This window comes from Desulfonatronospira sp. MSAO_Bac3 (assembly GCF_003838035.1).
Lineage (GTDB): Bacteria > Desulfobacterota > Desulfovibrionia > Desulfovibrionales > Desulfonatronovibrionaceae > Desulfonatronospira > Desulfonatronospira thiodismutans.
In genome coordinates, this window is record NZ_QYZY01000373.1 from 1 (window position 1) to 2,757 (window position 2,757).

The 2,757-nt window shown below is 53.1% G+C and carries 3 protein-coding genes and 1 tRNA gene; 2 read left to right on the forward strand and 2 right to left on the reverse strand.

Annotation, left to right across the window (positions count from 1 at the left end; all coding sequences use genetic code 11):
• Nucleotides 1-141: 141 nt before the first annotated feature.
• Nucleotides 142-606: a ribosome maturation factor RimP gene (gene rimP, locus D5S03_RS13000; protein WP_287044349.1), complete on the reverse strand. Its 465-nt coding sequence runs from the start codon at nucleotides 604-606 to the stop codon at nucleotides 142-144.
• 163 nt (nucleotides 607-769) lie between these two features.
• Nucleotides 770-845 (reverse strand) — tRNA-Gly (locus tag D5S03_RS13005).
• Nucleotides 846-1,004: 159 nt separating this feature from the next.
• Here D5S03_RS13005 and gpmA point away from each other — a divergent pair.
• Nucleotides 1,005-1,751, forward strand: coding sequence for a 2,3-diphosphoglycerate-dependent phosphoglycerate mutase (gpmA, locus tag D5S03_RS13010; protein ID WP_287044350.1), 747 nt, complete (start codon nucleotides 1,005-1,007; stop codon nucleotides 1,749-1,751).
• Between the two features lie 6 nt (nucleotides 1,752-1,757).
• Nucleotides 1,758-2,757: YihY/virulence factor BrkB family protein (locus D5S03_RS13015; RefSeq protein WP_287044352.1), on the forward strand; the 1,000-nt coding region annotated here is incomplete at its 3' end.

Below are 2,757 nucleotides of genomic sequence, written 5' to 3' on the forward strand. Positions count from 1 at the left end.
AGGGTATCCACCAGCATGTCCCTGTCAATGCCCTTGTCCTTGCTGATCTGGTCTATGATTTTTTTAAGTTCCAGGCTCATACGGCCTTCCTCCATTATAATAAATATCCAAAAATAACAATAAATAACAATCAAGTATAAACTATTCCACCAGTCTGGACCTGTCTATCTCGTCCCATTGAAAACTCCAGGTGCAGTCCGGAGAGGTCTGGATGCTTATGGTTTCGTTTTCCGCATCCTGCAGGGTGCCGGTGAAGTTTTTGCGACCGTCTCTGGGCTCTTTCAAGGTTATCTTCACCTTATGTCCGGTATATCCTCTCATCTGCTCCGGGCGGAAAAACCTGCGGTTAAGCCCGGGAGAAGAGACTTCCAGGTTGTAGGATCCCGGAACAAGGTCCTCCACGTCCAGGGCCACGCTCAACTGCCGGCTGAGGTCTGCACACTGATCGATGCTCACTCCTTCCGGGGAATCCACAAAAACCCTGAGCACGCCTCTTTGTTTCCCAGTGCCCGGAACAAAATCCATGCCCCACGGTTCCAGGCCCATGAGCCTGCAGTTGGTCTGTACCAGCTCTTCAACCTGTTTTTTTATTTCCTGATAGTCCATAGCAGAAAGAGTATTTACTCATGACAATGCTTTTGCCGGAGCAAAGCAGGCATAAATATGCTTAGTTTTTACTCCGGATGAAAACTGAATGCACAACTCAAAAAAAAAGTGGACCAAGAGGTCCACCCCATACAAACGCAAATACGTTGAATTAAGCCTGGAGTGGAGCGGGTGACGGGGGTCGAACCCGCGACACCAAGCTTGGGAAGCTTGTACTCTACCAACTGAGCTACACCCGCTCGATACACCCTGTTACATGGATAATCTTGGCCCAAATGTCAAGGGGTTGAAGCAAATATGGGTGAATTAATTAATCTTGCCCACTGGCGGGGTTAAAGATATACTTGGATAAAGAAAAAGCAGGCCGGTGCCTGCAACATAAAAAACAAGGAGACTTTATGTATACCCTGGTGCTGCTTCGGCATGGAGAGAGCGAATGGAACCTGCAGAACCGCTTCACCGGATGGACGGACGTTGATCTTACCCCCCAGGGCGTGGAGCAGGCTGCAAAAGCAGGGGAGCTTCTGCAGGAGGAAGGCCTTTCTTTTGACCTGGCCCATACCTCGGTTCTAAAAAGGGCCATTCGCACCTTGTGGCTGGTACTGGACCGCATGGATCTCATGTGGATACCGGTGCAGCGCTGCTGGAGGCTCAATGAACGTCATTACGGGGCCCTGCAGGGGCTGAACAAGTCCGAGACCGCGGCCAGGTACGGTGATGACCAGGTGCTCAAGTGGCGCAGGAGCTATGACCTGCCTCCGCCGGCCCTGGATTATGACGACCAGCGCCACCCCCGTTTTGATCCTCGTTACCAGGGACTTGATCCCAGGCTGCTGCCTGATGCTGAGTGCTTAAGGGACACGGTGAACCGCTTCCTGCCCTACTGGAACGATTACCTGGCTCCCCAGATACTTGCCGGCAAAAGGCTCATTGTGGCCGCTCACGGCAACAGCCTGCGGGCCCTGGTCAAGTACCTGGATCATATTTCAGATGAAGAGATATTAAAGCTCAATATCCCCACCGGCGTGCCCCTGGTATACCGCCTGAAAGAGGACCTGACTCCCATTGAAAGCAGATACCTGGGTGATCCCGAGGAAATACAGGCAGCCATTGCCGCCACTGCGGGGCAGGGCAGGGCCCGGTAATCTTTTATGCTCAAAAAGATCAAGTCTTTTCTGCAGTCGGATATCTGGAGGTTAGATGTCCAGGAATTGTCCCGGGCAAAGGCCTTCATGACCCACCACCTGAGGGTTTTTCTGGCGGCGCTGCAGGGATTCAGCCGCAACGACTGCTCCATGCGGGCCTCCTCTTTGACTTATTATACCCTTTTGTCCATCGTGCCGGTTATGGCCCTGGCTTTCGGTATTGCCAAGGGGTTCGGCCTGGACGACATGCTGCAGTCCCAGTTGGAACAGTACCTCGGGGCTCACGAGGAGATCTTTGACGAGGTGGTGCAGTTTTCCTACTCCATGCTGGAGGTGACCCGGGGCGGGGTAATTGCCGGGGTGGGCTTTTTGTTTCTGCTGTGGGCAGTGATCAAGGTGCTGGACCACATAGAGCTTTCCTTCAACGCCGTCTGGGGGGTGCAGGAAGGCAGAAGCTGGGTGCGCAAATTCACCGAATACCTCTCGGTCATGGTCCTGGCCCCGGTGCTGGTGATCCTTTCCGGAAGTCTGACTGTTTTTCTGACCACGGAGATCTACAAGTACCTGGCGGAAGGGTGGCTGGCCCTGGTGGCGGACCTTTTCCAGTGGGGGGCCCAGTTTACTCCTTACGTGATCATCTGGCTGCTGTTCACCTTTCTTTTCATGGCCATGCCCAATACCAGGGTCAACTTCAAGGCCGCCCTCATTGCAGGCATCATTTCCGGGACCATGTTTCAGCTTCTGCAGTGGGGTTACGTAAACTTTCAAGTGGGAGTGGTCCGGTACAACGCCATTTACGGCAGTTTTGCTGCCCTGCCGCTGTTTCTGGTGTGGCTGCAGCTCAGCTGGATGATTGTCCTGCTGGGGGCGGAGCTTTCCTATGCTTACCAGAACGTCCGCCGCTACATCTATTCTTCCGAGATCCAGGATATCAGCCCCGGTTACAAGGAAAAAGTGAGTCTTCTGGTCATGCATCTGATCATAAAAAGATTCATTGCAGACAAGG

Excerpts from the sequence above, each read along its gene's own strand:
- rimP (WP_287044349.1), bottom strand. The coding sequence starts at position 606 with ATGGACTATCAGGAAATAAAAAAACAGGTTGAAGAGCTGGTACAGACC.
- gpmA (WP_287044350.1), top strand. The coding sequence starts at position 1,005 with ATGTATACCCTGGTGCTGCTTCGGCATGGAGAGAGCGAATGGAACCTG.